The 16,689-nt window shown below is 71.4% G+C and carries 17 protein-coding genes; 11 read left to right on the top strand and 6 right to left on the bottom strand.

From position 1 onward, the window contains the following. Positions 1 to 27: 27 nt before the first annotated feature. Entirely contained in the window at positions 28 to 531 is a 504-nt protein-coding gene (locus tag ACWD5O_RS10075; RefSeq protein WP_387323021.1) for a winged helix-turn-helix transcriptional regulator, read from the bottom strand. A 185-nt stretch (positions 532 to 716) separates the two neighbouring features. Here ACWD5O_RS10075 and ACWD5O_RS10070 point away from each other — a divergent pair, with 185 nt between their 5' ends. The 4 genes from ACWD5O_RS10070 to ACWD5O_RS10055 all read left to right on the top strand — a co-directional run bounded on the left by ACWD5O_RS10070 (position 717) and on the right by ACWD5O_RS10055 (position 3,410). Further along, a complete protein-coding gene (locus tag ACWD5O_RS10070; protein WP_450085075.1) occupies positions 717 to 1,439 on the top strand; it encodes an oxidoreductase in 723 nt (240 codons plus the stop codon). 39 nt (positions 1,440 to 1,478) lie between these two features. Next, entirely contained in the window at positions 1,479 to 1,811 is a 333-nt protein-coding gene (locus tag ACWD5O_RS10065) for a nuclear transport factor 2 family protein (protein WP_450085074.1), read from the top strand. 297 nt (positions 1,812 to 2,108) lie between these two features. Continuing rightward, positions 2,109 to 2,282, top strand: a complete 174-nt coding sequence (locus tag ACWD5O_RS10060; RefSeq protein ID WP_354964507.1) for a hypothetical protein — start codon at positions 2,109 to 2,111, stop codon at positions 2,280 to 2,282. A 60-nt stretch (positions 2,283 to 2,342) separates the two neighbouring features. Next, on the top strand, positions 2,343 to 3,410 hold the full coding sequence (locus ACWD5O_RS10055) for a DUF2855 family protein (protein WP_450085073.1): 1,068 nt from the start codon (positions 2,343 to 2,345) through the stop codon (positions 3,408 to 3,410). Between the two features lie 24 nt (positions 3,411 to 3,434). Here the strand turns inward: ACWD5O_RS10055 and ACWD5O_RS10050 are convergent, their stop codons facing one another. The 3 genes from ACWD5O_RS10050 to ACWD5O_RS10040 form a co-directional block, all read right to left on the bottom strand. Beyond that, positions 3,435 to 4,235, bottom strand: coding sequence for an SDR family NAD(P)-dependent oxidoreductase (locus tag ACWD5O_RS10050; RefSeq protein ID WP_450085072.1), 801 nt, complete (start codon positions 4,233 to 4,235; stop codon positions 3,435 to 3,437). A gap of 422 nt (positions 4,236 to 4,657) precedes the next feature. Then, positions 4,658 to 4,843 (bottom strand): hypothetical protein, encoded by a 186-nt coding sequence (locus tag ACWD5O_RS10045; RefSeq protein WP_354964510.1) that lies wholly within the window; start codon positions 4,841 to 4,843, stop codon positions 4,658 to 4,660. A 227-nt stretch (positions 4,844 to 5,070) separates the two neighbouring features. Beyond that, the gene (locus tag ACWD5O_RS10040) at positions 5,071 to 5,631 is read right to left on the bottom strand and encodes a GNAT family N-acetyltransferase (RefSeq protein WP_387323032.1); all 561 of its coding nucleotides are present in this window, start codon (positions 5,629 to 5,631) and stop codon (positions 5,071 to 5,073) included. 203 nt (positions 5,632 to 5,834) lie between these two features. Between ACWD5O_RS10040 and ACWD5O_RS10035 the strand changes: the two genes are divergently transcribed. The 7 genes from ACWD5O_RS10035 (at position 5,835) to ACWD5O_RS10005 (ending at position 14,967) form a co-directional block, all read left to right on the top strand. After that, entirely contained in the window at positions 5,835 to 6,545 is a 711-nt protein-coding gene (locus ACWD5O_RS10035) for a siderophore-interacting protein (protein WP_450085071.1), read from the top strand. Then, positions 6,542 to 7,792: an MFS transporter gene (locus tag ACWD5O_RS10030; RefSeq protein ID WP_450085070.1), complete on the top strand. Its 1,251-nt coding sequence runs from the start codon at positions 6,542 to 6,544 to the stop codon at positions 7,790 to 7,792. Before ACWD5O_RS10035 ends, ACWD5O_RS10030 begins: the two co-directional genes overlap by 4 nt. A gap of 71 nt (positions 7,793 to 7,863) precedes the next feature. Continuing rightward, positions 7,864 to 9,351: an MFS transporter gene (locus ACWD5O_RS10025; RefSeq protein WP_450085148.1), complete on the top strand. Its 1,488-nt coding sequence runs from the start codon at positions 7,864 to 7,866 to the stop codon at positions 9,349 to 9,351. An 87-nt stretch (positions 9,352 to 9,438) separates the two neighbouring features. After that, positions 9,439 to 10,608, top strand: coding sequence for an ATP-grasp domain-containing protein (locus tag ACWD5O_RS10020; protein WP_450085069.1), 1,170 nt, complete (start codon positions 9,439 to 9,441; stop codon positions 10,606 to 10,608). Further along, the gene (locus tag ACWD5O_RS10015; protein ID WP_450085068.1) at positions 10,605 to 12,230 is read left to right on the top strand and encodes an IucA/IucC family protein; all 1,626 of its coding nucleotides are present in this window, start codon (positions 10,605 to 10,607) and stop codon (positions 12,228 to 12,230) included. Before ACWD5O_RS10020 ends, ACWD5O_RS10015 begins: the two co-directional genes overlap by 4 nt. Continuing rightward, complete coding sequence (locus ACWD5O_RS10010) at positions 12,227 to 13,825, top strand: IucA/IucC family protein (protein ID WP_450085067.1); 1,599 nt, start codon at positions 12,227 to 12,229, stop codon at positions 13,823 to 13,825. Before ACWD5O_RS10015 ends, ACWD5O_RS10010 begins: the two co-directional genes overlap by 4 nt. After that, entirely contained in the window at positions 13,822 to 14,967 is a 1,146-nt protein-coding gene (locus tag ACWD5O_RS10005) for an alanine racemase (protein ID WP_450085066.1), read from the top strand. The genes ACWD5O_RS10010 and ACWD5O_RS10005 overlap by 4 nt, the downstream gene beginning before the upstream one ends. 64 nt (positions 14,968 to 15,031) lie before the next feature. On the opposite strand, the gene ACWD5O_RS10000 is transcribed toward ACWD5O_RS10005, so the two are convergent. Beyond that, complete coding sequence (locus ACWD5O_RS10000) at positions 15,032 to 15,403, bottom strand: trypsin-like serine peptidase (RefSeq protein ID WP_450085147.1); 372 nt, start codon at positions 15,401 to 15,403, stop codon at positions 15,032 to 15,034. Continuing rightward, positions 15,404 to 16,261, bottom strand: coding sequence for a hypothetical protein (locus tag ACWD5O_RS09995; protein WP_450085065.1), 858 nt, complete (start codon positions 16,259 to 16,261; stop codon positions 15,404 to 15,406). Between the last annotated feature and the right edge of the window lie 428 nt (positions 16,262 to 16,689).

Below are 16,689 nucleotides of genomic sequence, written 5' to 3'. Positions count from 1 at the left end.
TTACGACTGCGGCCACCAAGGCGTGCTTCAGAGAGGTGCCGACTGGGTCGGGATGTGCTCGTAGCGCCTGCGCATGATCTCGCTGGCGGCCGGGCCGGCGGCGAAGACGAAGTCGCCGTCGTCGAGCGGACGACCGGTGATCCGGTCGACGATGACCGGATCGGCTTCCACGCCGGTGTTCCGGTCGACCAGGATCATGCTGCGTTCGCTCGGGTCCAGGCGGGAGTTGCCCCACGCGGCCAGGGCGACCACGACGGGCCGCAGGCTGCGGCCGAGGTCGGTGAGGACGTACTCGTAGCGGTCCGGCCTGGTCTGGTAGCGACGTCGTTCGAGCAGCCCCTGGCCGGTGAGGGTCTTGAGCCGGCTGGTCAGGATGCTGGACGAGACGCCCAGGTTGGCCTGGAACTGGTCGAACCGGGTGTACCCGTCGAAGGCGTCGTGCAGGATCAAAAGTGTCCACCACTCGCCCACGTAGCCCAGCGCGCTGGACAGCGGGCACTCGCGGTCCTCCAAGCGGATCTTTCCTGCCACGGATGTGCCCTCTTTCGAGTCGGTGCTACTGTCGAAGTCAGTAGGTTCTGTTTCAGAAGCAACTATACGGCGTCCCGACGACGCCCGCTTCATGCTGCGCAGACAGGGGTGTCCGATGTCCGAAACGGTGTCCGCACGGGACTCGCTCCAGGGCCGCCGCGCCCTGGTGACCGGCGGTACGAAGGGTGCCGGCGCGGCGATCGCCGCCCGGCTGCGCGAGGTCGGCGCGGACGTGTGGGTCAGTGCCCGCAGTGAGCCCGAGGAGTTCGAGTTCACCGACCGGTTCATCGCCGCCGACACGTCGAGCGTCGACGGCGCGCAGGCGGTGGCCGAACGCCTGCTCGGCGAGGGGTGGCGCCGACATCGTCGTGCACGTCGTCGGCGGGTCGCACGCCCCGGCGGGTGGCTTCGCCGCGCTGACCGAGCAGGCCTGGGCCGACGAGTTGAACCTCAACCTCCTCGGCGCGGTACGCCTCGACCGGTACCTCGTTCCATCCATGATCGAGAAGCGCGCCGGTGCCATCGTGCACCTCTCCTCGATCCAGCGCCGCAAGCCGATGCACGAGGCCACCCTCGGGTACGCGGCCGCCAAGGCGGCGCTGACCGCGTACAGCAAGGGCCTGGCCAACGAGGTCGCGCCGTACGGCGTCCGGGTCAACAGCGTGGCACCCGGCTTCATTCAGACCACCGCCGCCGACGCCCTGGTCGACCGCCTCGCCGCCGGGAACGGCGTCGACCGCGACACCGCCCTCGGGCAGTTGATGGACTCCCTGGGCGGTATCCCGCTGGGCCGCCCGGCACGCCCGGACGAGGTGGCCGACCTGGTGGCCTTCCTGGTCTCCGACCGCGCCTCGTCGATCGTCGGCGCGGAGCACGTGATCGACGGCGGCACCATTCCGACGGTCTGACCCGACCCGACCCGCACCGTCCAGAAGGGACACCGAACAATGACCGCCAACCAGGCGACGCCGGACATCATTCGCCGCTACTTCGAACTCGCCGGCCAGCCGGATTCCGAGGACTACTTCGCCCTCTTCGCGCAGGACGCCGTCGTCGAGGACGAGTCGACCGAGTACCGCGGCATCGAGGCGATCCGCGAGTGGCGCCGCAAGGTGCCGCTGGTGTCGTACGAGATCACCGACGTCGACATCACTCCCGCCGGCACCATCGTGACCACGACGATCACCGGGGACTTTCCCGGCAGTCCGTTCGCCGGGCTCAGGTACCGCTTCAGCGATCACGACGACAGCGCGATCCGGGTCCTCCGCATCGCACCCTGACGGCCAGCGCCGGATTGTGCGTTTCCACAGGGCGAGGGCGTACGGTGGGCATGTCGCCCGGGATCCCGGTGGCCGGCAGTCGCTGTCGCCACCAGCCCACGAGGGGCGTTAACGATCGTCATCTTCATCGCCGCGAGTGCTGGTCGTGTTGGTTGATCACCGACCACGTCCGGCTGTCGGATCAACCGGTCACCGCACATTCGGGTTCGGTGCGATGGCCGGTGGTGGAGTCCGACCCGTTCACACCGCCGTCCGGCGAGCATGACCGTTGGGGACGGCTCAACCAGGGAGCACCAGATGAAGATCGCCAGGGACCGGATCGTCAACGCACTTCGTGATCGGGGCCAGCAGGCCAGAGCCGACTGGGTCGAGCGTGAGCTCCCGGAGCAGGTTGACCCGGCCAAGCACTCCGGCCTGCTCGCCACCCTGCACCTCGACCCGGCCGACCTGGCCGACGCCCCCTCCCCGTGAGCGGGATTTTGCATTGAGAGTGCACTTGTCTCCGTTTCCGGGACTGTCTAGCTTCAGACCATGCCTGCCTCATGGACATTCGCCGTGGCCCGTGATGACCTCGGCCGGACCACCATCGTCGATGGCGCGACCTCCGCTCTGTCCGACGGTGAGGCGCTGCTCCGGGTGGACCTTGTCGGCCTGACCGCCAACAACGTGACCTACGCGGTGCTCGGTGACTCGATGCGCTACTGGCAGTTCTTCCCGCCGGACGCCCGTGGGCTCGGGTCGCAGTGGGGGCTCCCGCCGCTGTGGGGCTTCGCCGAGGTGATCGCGTCGACGGTTCCGGAGGTCGCGGAGGGGCAGCGGGTCTACGGCTACCTCCCGCCCGCGGGTCACCTCGTGGTGCGGCCGCACCGGGTGGACGCGTCCGGGTTCCGCGACGCGAGCACGCACCGGGCCGGGCTGCCCTCGCCGTACAACGCCTACCGGTCGACCACCGGCGACCCGGCGTACCGGCCCGAGCAGGAGGATCTGCTCGTCCTGTTCCGGCCGCTGTTCTTCACCTCCTTCATGCTGGCCGACCAGGTCGCCGACAACGGCTTCCACGGCGCAACCTCGCTGGTGCTGTCGTCGGCGTCCAGCAAGACCGCCTACGCCACGGCGTTCGAACTGCACGGCCGTGGCCCGCGCCTGGTCGGGCTCACCGCACCAGGCAACGTCGCCTTCACACGGTCGCTCGGCTGCTACGACGAGGTCCACTCCTACGACGACATCGGCGTCCTCGATGTGGTTCCGACCGTCTATCTCGATCTGTCCGGAGCGCCATCGACCCGTACCGCTCTGCGACGACACCTCGGTGACCAACTCGTCCGGGACATCGCGGTCGGGCTCACCAACCAGACCCCGAACGCCGACGCGGCCGAGGAGGTGTTCTTCGCGCCGGTCCAGATGCGCAAGCGCAGCCTGGACTGGGGCCGCGAAGGGCTGGACCAACGGTTCAGCGAGGCCTGGCAACGGTTCACCGCGGTGGTGAGCGGTTGGCTCGACGTCCGGGTCGGCGCGGGGCCGGAAGCCCTGCGGCACGCGTGGCTCGAGGTCCTCGGCGGCCGTACGCCACCACGGGTGGGTCACATCGTCCAGCTCTGAGTGGTCGATGCTCAGTCGGAACGCCTACGGGATGATCGCGTCGACGTAGCCGCCGTCGACCCGGACCGCGGGGCCGGTCGTCGCGGAGGCGAGGGGAGAGGCGAGGTAGGTGACCATGTTGGCGATCTCCTCGGGCTCGATCAGCCGCTGAAGCAGGGACTGCGGCCGGTGCTGCCGCATGAACTCCCGCTGCGCCTCGTCCCACGGCAGGCTGTCGCCCATGAGGTCGGAGATGAAGCCCTCGACGCCGCCGGTGTGGGTGGGCCCGGCGAGCACGGAGTTGACGGTCACGCCCGTGCCGGCGGCAGCCTTCGCGAACCCGCGTGAGACGCCGAGCAGTGCCGTCTTGGAGACACCGTAGTGGATCATTTCGGCCGGGATCGCGACCGCCGAGTCGCTGGCGATGTACTGCACGCGTCCCCAGCCGCGCTCCATCATCCCGGGCAGGTAGGCCCGGGTCAGTCGGACGCCGGCCAGCACGTTCACCTCGAAGTAGCGACGCCACTCGTCATCCGAGATCTCCAGCGCGGGAGTGGGGCCGAAGATGCCCAGATTGTTGATGAGAATGTCGACGGCGGGCAGCAGGTCGAGGGTCCGGGCGGTGCCCTCGTCGCTGGCCACGTCGGCATCGACCTCGATCACGTCGGCACCGGGGACCTCGCTCCGCAACGCCACCGCCGCCTTCTGGACACTGGCGGCGGTACGGCCGTTGACCGCCACCCGGGCCCCCGCGCGAGCGAGGCCGGCCGCGATGGCCGCGCCGATCCCCTGGGTCGAACCGGTGACCAGCGCGGTCCTGCCCGCGAGATCGATGTGAACCGTCATGGCTGTCCTGTTCGTCGGCGTTTCCCCGGCCACCCCGGGGTCGGGGGACCGCTTCCGGCAACCTCGACCGTAACGGCGCCGGCCGGACCCGGCAGCGTGAGTGGTGCTGTCAGGAGGGTCTCGTCGCCTACCGCCCGCCGGATCGGCGCCGGATCCTGCCGCCGAAGCTGGCCCCGGCTGGCCCAGAAAATCTATGCCGGAACAGGTCCGGGCGCGGTCGTCGGAGAGGTGGCCGCGCAGCCCGGCCAACGATTGGGTGATCAGCCGGGAGGCGTGCAGTCGCGAGATGCCGACCTGGGCCTGGGCCAGGCTGCCGTGGAAGCGCGGCTCAGGATCCTGCGCCCGGTTTCCGGCAGCGTGGCGAGGGCAGGATGCTCGTGAGTGGGGAGCCCGTGGTGGGGCAGATGGAGTGGAGCCTCAAATCAGTCGCGCTGCTCCGGGTTGTCGCCCGCCGTCGCAGTAGGCCGGGCCGGCTTCACCGCGAACGGATGGCGTAGGCGCCGCATGGCCTCCTCGCTGCCGTCGACGGTCACGCTCGAGCTGTCCAGCCCGTCGGCGGCCGCGTTGGCGAGAAACAACACGGGTCGATCAGTTCCGTTCGATGTCATGCACGGGTCCTTTGTTCAACAAGGAGTGAGTCTGGGCCGTCGGCAACTCCTGCCGCACAACCTCGTGACAAACGCGGCGCTCGCACTGGCGCCAGAGCGCGGTGTCTGGATCCCGGGGAAGGCCCGGCGACACCAATACACCGCACCATACCCGGCATCGCCGTTCGTCATGCGCCAGCGCATGCCCTCAGTGCGCGAGCGCCCTCCGCTGCCGGCCGAGTCGGCGGTCAGGCCGGGGTCGGGTGGTCCGACTCGAACCGCGCGCGCGTGAGGAAAGCGAGCTGGGCGCGCTTGTCCGGCATCTCGATCTCGGCCCCGAAGGTGAAGCCCTCGACCTCCAGTCGGCGTAGCGCGAGGTGGTTGCGCACGTCCGGCTCGACGACGATCCGCTGGGCGGCCGGGTCGCGGAACAGGAAGCGCGCGAGGGCGGGACCGGCGGCGGCGGTGAGGCCCTGGGCGAGGCGCCGGTCGGGGCTGAGCAGCAGGTGCATCCCGACGTCGCCGGGCTGGACGGGGTAGCGCTCGCCGACCGGGTCCGCCTCGGGCTGGTAGGTCTGGAAGAGGCCGACCGGCTCCTCGTCGATCATGATCAGGTACGCGTGGTGCGTCGGCAGGCTGTCGACGAAGGCGTAGATCTCGCGTACCTGCTCCAGCGTGTGGGACCCCATGCCCCAGAAGGAGTTGCGGGGGCGGGTGACCCAGACGTGCAGGAGTTCGGCGTGCCGGTCGGGGTCGACGGTCACCAGCGACAACTCGCCGAGGCCGGGAATCTTCTCCTGGTATGTCATGTCGCGCTGTCCTTTGCTGAGGGGCGGTGAGGTGGGCCGTGACCGGGCGAGTGCGTCGATGCCCGTCCGCCCACAACTGGCGCTCGTCGCGGTCGGCGTGGCTCATTCAGGCACTGCGCCGAAGCGAGGGGGACACGTGTTCCGTCCGGTGTCAGGTTAGGTTACCCTCCCCTAACGAAGGCTGACCTTACCTGGAGGGGTGCGTGAAACGGAACTGGGAGGCCCTGGTCCTCAAAGCCATGGGAGGCCGGGACTTTCGGTTGACCGTGCTGGGCGCCGAGTCGATCGACGGGCACTACCAGCGGCTGCTCCTGGACGGCGGCGGCCTGCTGGAGGCGTGCGGGGTCCACCCCACGATGTGGGTCCGGCTGTGGTTCGACAATGACGGCCGCGCACACCAGCGCGCGTACACGCTGGTGGACCCCGACCCGGCGACGGGCCGGTTCAGCCTCGAATTCGCCATCCACGACGGTTGCGCCGCACGCTGGGCCACCACGGCACGGGTCGGCGACACCATCGGCGCCACCGTCCAGGGCAGCGTGTTCCAGCTGCCAGACCCCGCACCCGGGCACCTCTACCTCGTTGGCGACGCGGCGTCCCTGCCCGCGGTGAACAGCCTGCTCGACGCCGGCGCCGGCATCCCGGCGACGGTCTGGCTGGAGTACGCCCACGAAGGCGAGAAGGCGCTCACGCCACGGGCCCGGGCGCACCACGACGTCACCTGGGTGCCTCGGCGCGACGCCGGGCAGCACCTGGTCGACACGGTCTGCGCCGCCCTGCCCGCCAGCGACGCGGCCCACTACTGGGTGGCCTGCGAGGCGGCCAGCACCCGCACCATCGTCCGGCACGTCCGGCGCACCCTGGGCGTCGACAAGGGTCAGCTGACGTCTCTCGCGTACTGGAAAGCCGCATGACGGGTCGCCTCGGCACCCTGACCGCGCTGTACGTCACGCAGTATCTCGGCATCGGCTTCATCACCGTCGGGCTGACCGCCATCCTGCGCGACGGCGGCACCTCGCTGGACACCCTGGCCCTGCTGCAGATCGTCGGTCTGATCTGGCCCGTCAAGTTCCTCTGGGCGCCAATCCTCGACCGGTACGGCTCCCGTCGCCGTGGCCACTACCGATCCTGGCTGCTCGTGCTCCAGAGCGCCCTGGTCATCGCCCTGCTGGCGCTGCTGCCGTTCTCCCGCCCGGCAGACGCGCTCGGCCCGGTCATCGCCATCTGCGCGCTGTACGTCCTCTTCTCCGCCACGCAGGACATCGCCGTGGACGCGGTCGCCGTGCGGATGCTCACCGAGTCGGCCCGTGGGACCGGCAACGGCATCCAGGTGGCGGCGAGCTACCTCGGCAACCTGCTCGGCGGCGGCGCCTGCGTGGTGGTCTACGACCGGTTCGGCTGGGTGCCGGCGATCAGCTTGCTGGCCGCGCTGACAGCCATCGGCCTGCTGGTGGTGTGGCGGTTCCGTGAGCCGGCCCGTACCGACCGGGTGGCCCGGGTCGGCACGGCCTACCGGGCGCTGCTGTCGGTGTTCGGCCAGCCGGGGTGCCGGTGGTGGACGTTCGGCGTGGTGCCCCTGGTCTACGTCGGCGCCGGCATGGCGTACGCCCTCGTGACGCCGGCCCTGGTCGACGCGGGATGGTCGTTGGGCCGGATCGGCGTGGTGACGGGTGTGGTGATCAGCGCGCCGGCCATCGTGGCCGGTCTGCTCGCGGGGCTCGGGATCGGGCGGTTCGGGCGCGGCGGTGTGCTGGTGGTCGGGGGACTGGCCCTCGTGTTGTCGACGATGATGCTGCTGCCGTTGATGAACGGCAGCGCGCCCCTGGCCGGCACGGTCGTCGCGCTCTGCTGTTTCATGGTCGCCTACACGATCGCCAACGTCGTGTTCTACACGGTCAACATGGACTACTCCCGACCCGGCACCGGCGGCACCGACTTCACCGTGCTGTCGTCGTTCGGGCTGGTCTGCTCGTTCGTGGCCGCCTCCGTCGGCCTCGCGGCGGCCGATCGGGTCGGCTATCCGGCCGTCGCGGTCGCCGCCATCCTGCTGGTGGTCGCCGGGGTCGCCCTGGGCCTCGCGCACCAGCGACGGTTCCCCCGCGCGCCCCTCCCCGGGTCGGCCACGGAGCCCACACCGGACGCTCTGAAGGCAGTGGCGTGACATCAGGTGGCGGACACGGGGCGGCTGTGGACGCGCCGACCGCCGGTCAGACGGCGGTTCGGTCAGCCACCCTGACCACCGCGTCGGCCCGGCTGCCCCACCGGTGGCTCATCCTGGCCGTGCTCTGTGCCGCCCAGCTCGTCGTGGTGCTGGACAACACGGTGCTGACCGTGGCGGTGCCGGTGCTCACCACCGAGCTGGGCGCCAGCACCGCCGACGTGCAATGGATGATCAACGCGTACGCGCTGGTTCTGTCGGGTCTGCTGCTCACCGCCGGCAGCGCCGCCGATCGGTACGGGCGCCGTCGGATGCTGCTCGCCGGGCTGGTCCTGTTCGGGCTCGGCTCGCTGGCCGCCGGCCTCGCCAGCACCAGCGGGCAGCTGATCGCCGCGCGGGCCGGGATGGGCATCGGTGGTGCGTTGCTGGTCACCGCCACCCTCGCGGTCGCGATGCAGGTGTTCGACGGTGCCGAACGGTCCCGGGCCATCGGCATCTGGGCTGCCACCAGCGCGTTGGGCTTCGCTGTCGGACCACCGATCGGTGGCACCATCCTCGCCCACCTGCCGTGGGGCGCCATCTTCCTGATGAACGTCCCCGTCGTGCTGGTCTGCCTGGTGGTCGGCCGTGCGCTGATACCCGAGTCCCGGAATGCGGCCGGTGGCCGCCTCGACGTGGTCGGCGCGGTGCTCTCCACCGCCGGGCTGACCGCCGTCGTCTGGTCGATCATCTCCGGGCCGGAGCGGGGTTGGGTGTCGGCCGGGGTGCTCGGCACGGCGGCCGTCGGCGTACTCCTGCTCGGGCTCTTCGTCCACTGGGAGCGGCGGACCACCGACCCCATGCTGGACATGCACTTCTTCCGGGACCGGCGTTTCGTCGGCGCAATCTCCGGCGTCGTCCTGATCACGTTCGGGGCCACCGGCGCGCTGTTCCTGCTCACCCAGCACCTGCAGTTCGTCCGCGGCTATCCGGCCTGGGAGGCCGGCCTGCGGATGGCGCCCTTCGCCCTGTCCATTGTGCTGCTGAACGTCAGCGGCGTCGCCGCGGCCCTGATCCGTCGGCTCGGGTTGGCGGCTGCCATCGCCGTGGGCATGACGCTGCTCGCGGGTGGTCTCGCGGTGGTCACCCTGCTCCCCTCCGACGGCTACGGAGTGCTGCTGGGTGGGCTGCTCGTCATGGGTGTCGGCTGCGCTCTGGCCAATCCGGCGATCGTCGAGGCGGTGATGAGCGCGATCCCGGCGGAGAAGGCCGGCGCCGGCGCGGGGGTCGACGGCACCATGACCGAGGTCGGCGGCAGCCTCGGCATCGCAGTGCTGGGCGCCGTGCTGAACGCCCGGTTCGCCGCCCTGCTGCCGGCCACCCTGGCCGGTGCCGGATCGTTCCCGGCGGCTCTCGCCGCGGCCCGTGAAGGGCCGGAACGGGAGGCGGTCACCGTCGCCTTCGCCTCGGCGCTGGAGACCGGGCAGACGGTGGGCGCCGTCGCAGTCCTGGTCGGTGGCCTGGTGGCCGCCGGGCTGCTGCACGGGGCGCACCGGTCGGAGTCTGAGCCCGTCGGGGGGTAGGCAGCAGAGCCACCCAGACCGCGCATACCTTCACAATAAGGATAGGCTAGCCTAATAACGGCGATGGTCCTAGTCGACGGAGGCGGTATGCGGCTCTACATCACCGCGCTCAACCCCACCGACGCCGTCCTGGAGGGCTTCCTCCCGGCGGCGGCATCGCTCGGTCTGCCGGTCACCGTGCTGACCGATCGACCCGGGGAGTGGCCGGCCGGCTCGCCGGTGGCGCGGTGTGCGATCCGGGACGCGGCAGCGGTGGTCGCGGCGACAGCACCCGACCGACCGGTGGCGCTGTTGTCCAACAGCGACCACCTTCAGGAGGTGACCGCCGTCGCCGCCCGCAAGCTCGGTCTTCCCGGCAAGGATCCCGACGCGGCACGTCTCTGCAAGGACAAGGCCGCGGCCCGCAGGGCGATCGAGGCGGCCGGGCTCGACCTGGTCCGCTCCGTCGCCGTCGGCCCCGGTGTCCCGCCCGCCGTGTCGGAGGAGATGTTCCCGGCGGTGGTCAAACCCCGCGAGGGGGTGGCCAGCGAGGATGCCTACCTCGTGGCCGACCACCGGGAGCTGGGCGCCCGGGTCGCCGAGATCCGCGGCCGACGGCCGGACGTCGCCCTGGTGGTCGAGGAGTACCTCGCGGGAGAGCTGCGGACCTACGACACCCTCGGCGACGGTACGGCGCTGGCCGACCTCGGCGGGTGGCGCACCCACCTCGGGCCGCCGCCCACCTTCACCGAGGAGAGCCTCGACTGGTCACCCCCGGCGCAGCCGACCAGCACCCAGCTGCGAGCGCGGCTCGACGCGCTCGGGGTCGGCCTCGGCGCCTGCCACACCGAGTACGTGGTCCAGGACGGCCGGGTCCGCCTCATCGAGGTCAACTACCGCCTCATCGGTGACCGGATGGACCTGATCCTCGCCGAGTTGCTCGGCGTGCCGCTGTTCGAGTACGTCATCCGGCTGCACCTCGGCGAACCGCTGGCCGCCCTCGACCTGCCCGCCACCGTCGACCGGTACGCCCGGGTCGAGTACGTCTGCGCGGACCAGACGGGCCGGCTCGCCGCGGCACCCGGCCGACTGGACACGACCCGGGGCGACGTCCGGCTGAGCTGCCGACCCCTACGCGAGGTGGGCCGCACCGCCGCCCGCACCGGCACCAACCGCGACTACCTCGCCGTGCTGCACGCGATCGGCCCCGACCAGGACAGCGTCCGAGCGTCCCTGGCCACCTTCCGCCGCGACCTCCAGTGGACGATTGTCGAGTGAGCGACGACTGCGAGCGGGAGGTGTTCCTCCGGGTGCTCGACGCGCTGCTGCGCGAGGACCACCTCGGCCTGCTCAGCGGAGGCAGACTGGCGGCTCCCGACTGGTGGGAGGTCCCGCATGACGCCGGGATGCTCCGGATTCCGGTTCGCGCGGACGGCTTCCAGCAGGTCCTGCGCAGCGCCGCACCGGTGGTGCACGTCGTCATCGACGGGGACACCCGGCGGGCAGACACACTGGACGGTCTGCTGACGTTGCTCGCTCCGCACGGGGACGTCGAGGCCGAGGCGGGCTGGCGGGACTTCGGTGCCGAGTGTCGAGGCGACCTGCGGGCCCGGCGGCTCGCCGCCCGTGCCCGGCCACGCGTGCTCGCCGACGTGGCGGCCCAGCGTGCGATCACCCCCACCGGCATGGCGGCGGCGCTCCTGGACGACGTGCTCGCCGCGCACCACGGTCATCCGGTCTACCCCACCGACCGGTGCCGGCACGGACTCGACGACGACGACCTTCTCCGGTACGCGCCTGAGCACGCGCCGCGCTTCCCCCTGCGCTGGTACGCCGTTCCCGTCGAGGACGTGAACAGCACCGGCGACCTTCCGGCGTGGTGGCCGTCGGCTCCCCGCCCGGATCAGATCCTGATGCCGGCGCATCCGCTCATCGCGGCACGCGACGCGATACCGACGGCGGACCTACCGATGATCTCCGCGCGGCCCACCCTCTCCATGCGGACCGTCGCGCTCGACCACGACCCGTACCTGCACCTGAAGGTGCCGCTGCCGACCGCGAGCCTCGGGGCCCGCAACCGGCGGACACTGCACCCCGGCTCGCTGGTCGACGGTGCGACGGTCGCCGGGCTGCTCGACCGGATCGCCACCGCGGAACCGGCCTTCGCCGGTCGGATCCGTCATGCCGACGAGAGCACCTACGCGTACGTCGACGGCGACGAACGCCGCGGTTTCCTGCTGCGCCGGTATCCGCGCGATCTGGACGGGGTGCAGGTGGTGCCGGTCGCCGCCCTCGCCGCACCCGATCCGGTCGCGGGCACCGTCCTCGAACGGGTCAGCCGCGGACGGCCCGAGACGCTGCTCGACTCCTACCTGGATCTGCTGCTCGACTGGCACGTCTGCCTCTGGCTACGGCACGGGGTGGCCCTCGAGGCGCACCCGCAGAACGTCCACCTGCTGGTGCACCCGGACGGGTCGGTCGGCCTGCTCTACAAGGACAACGACGGCGCCCGACTGGACCTCCGGCACGGTGGCCCGGCGGGGCTCCCGCTGCGGGACGAGCGGATGTGGGCACGCGACCCGCAGGAGCTGGCCGACGTGTTCATCACCATCACCCTGCACCTGGCCGCGGCGGCGCCCTTGATCGCCCTGGCCGACCGAGGGCTGCCGGTGCCCGCACCGGCCGCCGCGCTCGCGCCCCGGCTGGCGGCGGCGCGGGACCGTTGGGGCGACGGGCCGGCGGTGCGATCCTTCACCGAGCGGGTCCTGCGGGCCGCCCACCTACCCATCAAGGCGATGCTCACCGCCGGCACCCTGCTGCCCAAGCAGCGGCTCGGCTGCTCCGACGTCAACAAGTACTACCGGCGCACCGGCCCGAACTACCTCCGGGAGACACGATGACGAGCGCACAGCTGCGCTCCCGGCCCGGCGTCGGCGCCAGCCACCTCGCCGACCTGGCCGCGGCCCACACCGTCTTCGGCTGCCTGCTGCGCGAGATCGCCCTGCCCGACGGCGACGCCACCGTGGTCGGCGGGGCCGCCCGCCTGCTGCTGCGGCACCTCGGCGTGACACTGCGCTGCGCCGTCGCGCGAACCTCGCCGCTCGGCGCGCACCGGTACGTCGGGCCGGTGCAGCGGAACACCGACGACGGCCGGTGGGAGGACCTGGACGCTGCCGGCCTGGCCGCCCTGGTCGCGGCGGAGCTCGCCGCTCGTACCGGCCAGGTGAACGACGAGTTCCTCGGGCAGGTCCAGGCCAGCCGGGACACGGTGGCCCGGCTGCTCGCCGAGCGTCCGGCCCAGGATCCCACCCCCACCGGCGAGCCGGCGATCGACGCGTACGTCGATTCCGAACAGTCGCTGATCTTCGGCCACCCCCACCACCCCACGCCGAAGTGGCGCAGCGGTGATCCGGACAGCTGGCGGGCCTACGCGCCGGAGCTGCGCACCGCGTTCCGGCTGCACTGGCTCGCCGTACCGGACGACCTCGTCGCCGGCGCCGGGCCCTTCGACCCGCTGATCACCGCCCTCGACCCGCCGCGGCCCCCGGCCGGGCACCGGGTGCTGCCGGTGCACCCCTGGCAGCTGTCGCTGATCCCGCCAGCGGACCCGCGGCTTCGCCACCTCGGTGCGGCCGGTGTTCCGGTACGGCCGACAGCGAGCGTCCGCACCCTCTACGCCCCCGACGCCGATCTGTTCGTCAAGACCAGCCTGCACGTACGGATCACCAACTGTCTGCGCAAGAACGCACGGTACGAACTCACCGGCGCGGTCGCCCTGACCGAGCTGCTGGCCCGGGTGCCGATGCCGGCCGGGGTCGGGGTGCTCGCCGAGCCCGCCTACCGCACAGTCAACGTCGCGGGCGCGGACGAGGCGTACGGGACGATCCTGCGCACCGGCCTGCGTCCGCACCTGCGACCCGGGGACACCCCGGTGCTGGCGGCGGCGCTGGCCGCCACGCCGCTGGCGGTACCGGATCCGGTGCCCTGGTGGCGCGCGTACATCGGGCTGCTGGTGCCGGCGGTGCTGCGCTGCTGGCTCAGCCACGGCGTCGTGCACGAGGCGCATCTGCAGAACGTGGTCGTGGTCCTCGACCGGGAGCGTCACCCGGTGCGGATGCTGCTGCGGGACCTGGAGGGGGTGAAGCTGGACACCGACCGGTGGGCCAGCTGGCCGGACGGCGTCCCGCCGCAGGTCGGCTACGGTCCGCGGGACGCCCGCCGCCGGGTCGTCTACTGCCTGTTCGTCAACCACCTGGGCGGGGTCTGCGGCGCTCTCGCCGACGGGCGACCGGGGATCGAGCCGCGGCTGTGGCAGGAGCTCCGTACGGTCGTCGAGGCGGTGTCGGCCGACCTCGGCGATCCGCCCGAGCTGCGTGCGCTGTTGAGTGGGGAGCCGCTGGTGGCCAAGGCGAACCTGCTGGTCCGGTGGCGACGCGACGCCGACCGTGCCGCCCCGTTCGTGCCGGTGCCGAATCCGATGGGCGGGCCACGGTGACCCGACCGGTCTACGTCCATGACCTCGACGGGCTGGCCGCGCATGCCCGGTCCGTCCGCGCGGCGCTGCCGCAGGGGGTCGAGCTGCTGTACGCGGTCAAGGCGAACCCGGACCCGGGGGTGCTGCGGACCCTCGCCCCGGTCGTCGACGGGTTCGAGGCCGCCAGCCGTGGCGAGCTGCGCAGGCTGGCCGAGGTGCTGCCGGGCCGGGCGCCGGGCGCGTACGCCGGGCCCGGCAAGACCGACGAGGATCTCGCCGCGGCCCTCGCCGCCGGAGTGCACCGCATCCACGTCGAGTCGCCGGCCGAGCTGCGGCGTCTCGGCGCGCTGGCCGCCGCCTCGGGCCGGTCGGCCCAGGTGCTGCTGCGGGTGAACCTGCCGGTGGCCGTGCCCGGCGCGAGCCTGATCATGGGCGGTGGGCCCAGCCCGTTCGGAATGGATCCGGCCGACGCGGTGGAGTGTGCCCGCCGGCCGCCCGCCGGCGTCGAGGTGCGCGGAATCCACGCCCACCTGGCCAGCGGACTGGACGCCCCGCTCGCCGGCGCGGTCGCCGCCGCCGTGGTCCGCTGGTCCGTCGCCGAGGTCGGTGCCGCCGAGGTCGATGTCGGGGGAGGAATGGCCGTCGACTACGCCGACCCGGCGGCGCGATTCGACTGGGTGAGCTACGGCCGCGCCCTGGCGGACGTCCTCGACGCGTACCCCGGCGTGCGGCTACGCATCGAGCCGGGCCGGTCGGTCACCGCCTACTGCGGGGCGTACCTCACCGAGGTGGTCGACGTGAAGCGCTCGTACGGCGAGTGGTTCGTGGTGGTGGCGGGCGGCACCCACCACCTGCGTACACCCGCGGCGAAGGGCCACCCGCAACCGTTCAGCGTGCACCGGCGGCGCGGTGCCGACGGCCCGCGCACCGACGGCGGGCCGGTCACCGTGGTCGGGCAGCTCTGCACCCCGAAGGACGTGCTGTCCCGCTCGGCCACCGCGGGGCCGATCGGCGTGGGGGACGTGCTGGCCTTCGCCATGGCCGGCGCGTACGCCTGGAACATCAGCCACCGCGACTTCCTGCTGCACGAGCCGCCGCTGTTCCGGACCGGTGATCCGGATGAGCTCGCCGCCCACTGGGCGGCCCGGCCGTTGCGGTCGTGACCGCCGATGCCGGTGGGCCGTCGGGGCGGATCGCGCCCCGACGGCCCGTTGTCGTCAGCCGTCGTCAGCCGTTGTCGATCAGACTGGCGATCTCGTTGTAGATGAGGTGCGCCTTCGCGCCCTGGTTCGACGGGCAACCGCCGAGGTGGTGCAGGGCGATCACCCGTTGGCTGGCGTTCAGCACCGGCGAGCCCGAGTTGCCGCCGGAGGTGTCACAGCTGTAGCTGATGTTCCAGGTGTTGTAGTTCGCGTTCTTCACGGTGCAGTTCGCGCCGTTCTGGGTGTCCTCGAAGATCGACAGCCGCTTCGGGTTGCCGTCGCCGTGCCCCGGGACGTACATCCGCGTGCCGGTGGTGGTGGCGGTCGTCGCCAGGTACAGGGTGCCGAACGACTGGATGTTGGCGAAGTTGTTCACCGAGTAGAGGGTGTAGTCCAGTTAGTTGGAGCCGCCGCTGCTCACCTTGTAGAGGGTGGCGCCGCTGACCTTGGTGCCGGCACCGGGGTTGGAGCCGCCGCAGGTGGCGCACTGGTAGTTGAACTGCATCTCGCTGCCGCTGACGGCGGACTGCGTCGAGAAGCAGTGCTTGTTCGTCAGCATGCGGTTGGTGTTGCCGACCCGCCAGGTGGTGCACATCCCACCGCCGCTGATCAGCAGCCGCGCCACCGCCCTGCCCCGGGCGTACTCGTTGGGGTGGCTGGTCTGGTAGCAGACCACGTCGCGGCGGGCGTCGGTGCTGCAGACCGATTGCGTGGTGAAGTTGTGCTGCGTGATCTCCGTGCGGTCGTAGCCGCGCCAGAACCGGTCGATGGTCGCGGCGCTGCTGCGGGAGGCACGGCTGCTGTGCAGTGTCACCACCGCGGTGTCGCCCTCCACCGACATCGCCCAGAAGCCCGGTTGCCCGTCGGTGGTGTAGTCGGCGCCGGTCGCCCGGTTCAGGTAGCGGTCGTACCGGTAGCTCTCCCGGCCGTCGGGGCTCGACACGGTCACGTAGTCGCCGTGGGCCAGGCGCAGGGAGCTGAAGTGCACCTTGACGTACGACGCACCGGGGTGCCGAATGATCTGCGTCCCGCCGTCCTGCGCGTAGGACAGCGAGCCGGTGGTGGTCCGTAGTTCACCGACCGTGGTGACGCCCTCGGCGGAGAACTGCTCGGATTCGGGTGCACGCTCGGAGTGCGGTGCGAGAGGTTGAACCGAGTACGCCTCGGCGGCGGGTACGGACAGCAGGCTCAGCCCGAGTGTGCCGGCGCTGAGCGCGATCGCCACCGTTCGTAGGCGGCGCAGGGCATGCTTCATCGTCGCTCCTCCCAGGGACAGCACCCAGACGTGCTTGCAGACTCCATACCCGAGGCCAACGAGACATGCAAATTTATCTATCTAATGTTGATCTACGCACCGCCGCGCCAACTCTTCCCCGGGCATCGGGCTGCTGCTGGCGCACGTGTGGTCGCCGCCTGGGCCCGCCGGCCGGGACAACGCAGGTCAAAGCGGGTGGCTCCCTGCCAACGCAGGCCGCCACGCAGGTCGCTAAACTGAGCGCTCGCGCCCTCGTAGCTCAGGGGATAGAGCATCGGTTTCCTAAGCCGATGTTCTTCGATCGCCCGTAGGCGCGTGACCTGCTGGACCGCCTCCTTCGGTGTCGATTTAGGGGTCGCATTCGCTCGGAAACTGCTCGGTGGGTCGGGCATCAGTATTCATCGACCTTTTTGGATCATACCCGGGGA

Source organism: Micromonospora sp. NPDC005161 (assembly GCF_053599855.1).
This window is presented reverse-complemented; position numbering and strand designations above follow the sequence as displayed.

What these genes read in the sequence shown, in the direction of transcription:
- ACWD5O_RS10065 (WP_450085074.1), top strand. Translation starts at nt 1,479, where the DNA reads ATGACCGCCAACCAGGCGACGCCGGACATCATTCGCCGCTACTTCGAA.
- ACWD5O_RS10050 (WP_450085072.1), bottom strand. Translation starts at nt 4,235, where the DNA reads ATGACGGTTCACATCGATCTCGCGGGCAGGACCGCGCTGGTCACCGGT.
- ACWD5O_RS10045 (WP_354964510.1), bottom strand. Translation starts at nt 4,843, where the DNA reads ATGACATCGAACGGAACTGATCGACCCGTGTTGTTTCTCGCCAACGCG.
- ACWD5O_RS10010 (WP_450085067.1), top strand. Translation starts at nt 12,227, where the DNA reads ATGACGAGCGCACAGCTGCGCTCCCGGCCCGGCGTCGGCGCCAGCCAC.
- ACWD5O_RS10040 (WP_387323032.1), bottom strand. Translation starts at nt 5,631, where the DNA reads ATGACATACCAGGAGAAGATTCCCGGCCTCGGCGAGTTGTCGCTGGTG.
- ACWD5O_RS09995 (WP_450085065.1), bottom strand. Translation starts at nt 16,261, where the DNA reads ATGAAGCATGCCCTGCGCCGCCTACGAACGGTGGCGATCGCGCTCAGC.
- ACWD5O_RS10020 (WP_450085069.1), top strand. Translation starts at nt 9,439, where the DNA reads ATGCGGCTCTACATCACCGCGCTCAACCCCACCGACGCCGTCCTGGAG.
- ACWD5O_RS10060 (WP_354964507.1), top strand. Translation starts at nt 2,109, where the DNA reads ATGAAGATCGCCAGGGACCGGATCGTCAACGCACTTCGTGATCGGGGC.
- ACWD5O_RS10030 (WP_450085070.1), top strand. Translation starts at nt 6,542, where the DNA reads ATGACGGGTCGCCTCGGCACCCTGACCGCGCTGTACGTCACGCAGTAT.
- ACWD5O_RS10055 (WP_450085073.1), top strand. Translation starts at nt 2,343, where the DNA reads ATGCCTGCCTCATGGACATTCGCCGTGGCCCGTGATGACCTCGGCCGG.